Annotated in this window: 3 protein-coding genes and 1 pseudogene; all 4 read left to right on the forward strand. The window is 59.0% G+C overall.

Annotation, left to right across the window (positions count from 1 at the left end):
* Window positions 1-189 precede the first annotated feature (189 nt).
* Window positions 190-735: pseudogene (locus Y708_RS22185) on the forward strand (DDE-type integrase/transposase/recombinase); the annotation flags it as partial.
* A gap of 144 nt (window positions 736-879) precedes the next feature.
* A complete protein-coding gene (locus Y708_RS0101475) occupies window positions 880-2,094 on the forward strand; it encodes a tyrosine-type recombinase/integrase (RefSeq protein ID WP_028278551.1) in 1,215 nt (404 codons plus the stop codon).
* Window positions 2,091-3,050 carry a tyrosine-type recombinase/integrase gene (locus tag Y708_RS0101480; protein ID WP_028278552.1) on the forward strand — a complete coding sequence of 320 codons (960 nt, stop codon included), beginning with the start codon at window positions 2,091-2,093 and terminating at the stop codon, window positions 3,048-3,050. The genes Y708_RS0101475 and Y708_RS0101480 overlap by 4 nt, the downstream gene beginning before the upstream one ends.
* Window positions 3,010-4,086 carry a tyrosine-type recombinase/integrase gene (locus Y708_RS22190; protein ID WP_051478413.1) on the forward strand — a complete coding sequence of 359 codons (1,077 nt, stop codon included), beginning with the start codon at window positions 3,010-3,012 and terminating at the stop codon, window positions 4,084-4,086. The genes Y708_RS0101480 and Y708_RS22190 overlap by 41 nt, the downstream gene beginning before the upstream one ends.
* Window positions 4,087-4,272 lie beyond the last annotated feature (186 nt).

Here is a 4,272-nt window from a genome sequence, read left to right on the forward strand (position 1 = left end):
TATCGGGCGTCTACGTCGGCAGCTGGAGGTGAGTGAACGCAAGCTGGCACGGACTGCAGCTGCGTTGTCGATAATGGAAAAAGCACGACTGCTTTTGGAGGATATCTCCGAAAGCGCGGAGCAGCAGCCCTGGTACAAGAAACCCTGATGAGCGCCTACACCGCCCTCACCCTGGCGGACATCTCTACCCGGGAAGCGGCCGTGATTGCAGGGGTATCCAGGGCCACAGCGACCCGCAAACCCCGCATCGCGGTGGAAGACCCTCCGCCGGTCCCGGCGCCGGCAAACAAGCTCTCAGTGGCCGAGCGCGCCCACATCCTGGCGACCGTGAATTCGAAGGATTTCGTGGACCTGCCGCCGGTGCAGATCTATGCCCGGCTCCTGGACGAAGGCGTCTATTTGTGCTCAATCTCCACGTTCTATCGCGTCCTGGAGGAGAACTGCCAGGTCAAGGAACGCCGACGGATCGCACGCCACCCGGCGCGGGCCGTGCCGGAGCTGGTCGCGACCGGACCCGGACAGGTTTACACCTGGGACATCACCAAACTCGCCGGCCCGATCAAGGGCAAATACTACGACTGCTACGTCATGATCGACATCTATTCCCGCTACATCGTCGGCGCCTACGTCCATGCCCACGAGTCCGGGGAACTGGCCGTGGAAATGATGAAGGAAATCTTCGGCATCCACGGCATCCACGGCATCCACGGCATCCCGCAGATCGTCCACGCCGATTATGCCGAGGAAAACGCTAAGCCGAGGAACTTGCCTGCCGCCCATGCGCCGCGGGGAATCGGGCTCCTTTCCTCGGCTTAGTATTTGGTGCCGGTCGCGGGGTTACCGTCGTCGTATCCACATGCCCAGTGAAAGGGAAATGCCATGGACACGACGGTCAGGGAGATTGGCGAGCGGGTTGTTGCCGCGTTGGAAGCGGCCGGGTACGCGACGTTGACGATTGATCAATACCGCAATTCGATTCGGTGGTTGGATCTACTTGCTCGACAACAGGGTGGGGTGTATTCGCTTGCGTTGGGTGCTGAGTTCACTTTGATGACGGCGAGCCCACAGACGGGCAAGCCCTTCAGTCCGTCGCTTCGCGCGGACTTTGCCCGTCTGGTGGGAGTATTTGATTCCTATGTGCTGACTGGACAGGTGGACCTTTCAATAAAAAGGCGCAGCCGTGTTCGGGTCGTTCCGCAGTTCCAGGAGTTCGCGGCACTCTTGAATGCTTGGTCGGATGAGATGGGGCAGCGTGGACTGGCCGTAGCCACCCGGAGCGCCTATGGTCGTGCAGCTTGCGATTACCTTCTGTATTTGGAGGCCGGCGAGATGACATCGCTGCGGGAGGCCGGCGGGGCCAGCGTGCCTGGTTTTCTGGAATCGTTGCGGGGTCGGTGGGCGGAAACTGCGATGTGGTCGGTGGTGTCGAATTTCCGTCCGTTCCTGAACTTCACACAACGTTCAGACCTGCTCAATGCCCTGAAGATGGCCGGGGCGAAACGTCATCACGGCATCGTTCCCCTGCTGGGCAGCGATGAGGAACGGGCGGTTATCCAGGCGTGCACCTGTGGAAAGACTTCCGCACGGGATGCCGCAATCACCTTGCTGGCGCTGGTGACCGGCCTGCGTGCATGCGATCTGGTTGCTTTGCGATTACAGGACATCGACTGGCGGGGAATGACGGTCGGGATCGTGCAACAGAAGACCGGCAATCCGCTGACGATTCCGTTGCCCCCTGTGATTGCGGGGAAACTTGCAGAGTATGTCCTTGGTGAGCGGCCGGACGTTGCCAACGAGCACGTGTTTTTGCGCGCGGTGGCGCCCCATACCGAGCTGGCAAGCCATGCCTCCATTTATCAACTGACCAAGCGGGTCTTCAAAACAGCAGAGGTGGATCGCACCAGGGTCGGGACCAGGCTGCTGCGCCATAACGCCGCTTCCAAACTCCTGCGCGCCGGAACACCGCTGCCAACGATATCGGCGGTTCTTGGCCATTCGAACCCGGATTCCACCAACGTGTACCTCAGCACGGATACCGAGCATATGCGAGCATGCATCCTGCCCCTGGCGTTGCCACAAGGAGCGAAGCGATGAACGGGGCCAGGTTTACCAGCGTGTTCGCCCCCGATCTTGAGCGTTTCCTCGCCTTCAAGGAAAACATGGGCTATCACGGCAAATCCCGGGTGTGGTACTTGAGGAATTTCGACCGCTATTGCACGGAGCACGGGCTGGAGGATTTTGACCGTCTCACCGTTGAAGGGTGGGTTCTCTTCAAGCAGTCGAGCCCACCGGCCACCTCCCCGTCGTGGATGTCATACATCAGGGACTTCGGCCGATGGCTTCGCATCAACGGCAACGAAAACGCGTACGTGTTATCGGATCAGTGGCGAACCAAGCGTAGCCGCACCCAGCCGCACCTGTTCTCACAAGAAGAAACGGCCAGGTTTTTCGATGCCGCGGTACGGCTGGCAAGCACCTCGCCGTGGAAATGGCAGGCTCTTGCATTCTTCGCACTGATGCATTCGTGCGGCCTGCGCACGTGCGAGGTGCGTAGGCTGACAGTCAACGATGTGAACCTCATGGACGGGTCCATCGACGTGCGCTGGTCCAAGGGAAACCGCAGTCGGCAGCTTCCCCTCACCGATCAGATCGTAGGCATCCTGGCCGAATGTGACCAAGCATCACGTCGCGCCTATGGACACGAGCGAGCAGCATTCTTCGTCACTTCAACAGGAAACCCGGTGCAACAAGTTGCCGTTGGTCTCACATTCCACAGGATCTGGGACCAGGCCGGGTTACCGCGGCCCCTCGAAGGAAAGCAACCGAGACCCTACGATTTTCGGCATCACTTTGCCTATGCCAACATCGAGAGGTGGATGGCCGAAGGTACCGACGTCAACGCCATGATGCCGTACCTGGCCCGGCATATGGGCCATGCCTCGCTGGACAGCACCTACTACTACATCCATACATCCCCGGATTTCATGAGCGGCTACGCCGATCTGACCCGTGACAACCAAGGAATGCTGCCCGTGGTGGGATTCGAATGAACGAGACACCAGGAGCGACACCCCGAACTTCTGGGGATACGCGCGAAACTATTTGCATGAATACATGCCCAAGGTCAGGATGCTGTCGCCAAAAACCATCGAGGCGTACCGGATTTCCGTGGAATGCTTCGTCGGCTACCTCGTCGACGAGCAGCACATCCAGCGCAAGAACATCAGCTTCGATCACTTCGAACGACCATTCCTCAAGGCTTGGCTGGTCTGGATGCGGGAGACCAAAAACTACCAGCCAAAAACCTTGAACCTGCGCCTGACCGCGGTCAAGGCGTTCCTGCAATACGCAGCCCAGGAAGACCTCCTGCTGGTTGCGTTGCACGATGCGGCCAAGACACTCACAGCCCCCACCCAGCCGAAAAAGCCCATCGAATACCTGCAAGAGAACGAAACCACAGCAATCCTTGCCGCCTTCAACGGCTCCAGCATGAAGTCGCGGCGCAACCGCATGCTCCTGATACTCCTCTACGAGAGCGCGGCACGCGTCAGTGAGCTCACAGCCTTGACCCTGGGCGACTTCAAGCTGACACGGCCGGCACACTTGACGCTGATCGGGAAAGGGAAGAAGAGCCGGGTCGTCCCCCTGGGCGATAAGAGCGTCGAGCATCTTCAGGTCTATCTCAACGAGTTCCATCCCAATCTGCCAAGCCTGCCCGCAACGCGCCCACTATTCAACAGCCCCCATCTCGGGGAACCCGTCAGGCTCTCGGAAGACAGCATCTCGGCGATCCTCAAGAAGGCCGGAGACATCGCCCGGGAAACCTGCCCATCGATCCCCATCAGGCTGCATTGCCACATGATCCGCAAGACCAAGGCCATGGACCTCTACAAACAAGGAATCCCGCTGCCAATCATCATGCAACTGCTCGGCCACGAAAGCATGAGCACCACCTCAGCCTTCTACGCCTTCGCCACCCTGGACATGATGACAGCAGCGATAAACGCAACAACACCGGGATTGAGCATCACTGACACCGAGTGGCTCAGCGAAGAAAAACTCCAACTTCTATACACACTCCGTTAGTTCAGGAAATACTAAGCCGAGGAAAGGAGCCCGATTCCCCGCGGCGCATGGGCGGCAGGCAAGTTCCTCGGCTTAGCGTTTTCCTCGGCATAATCCGCGTAGTGGGTGAACGGTTAGCTCAGGTAGGGTTTATTCATGGCCAAGCCAGATTTTCCGCGGACGATATTGGATTTCCAGGCCAGATTC

This window comes from Arthrobacter sp. H5 (assembly GCF_000520595.1).
Classification (GTDB): Bacteria; Actinomycetota; Actinomycetes; order Actinomycetales; family Micrococcaceae; genus Arthrobacter_D.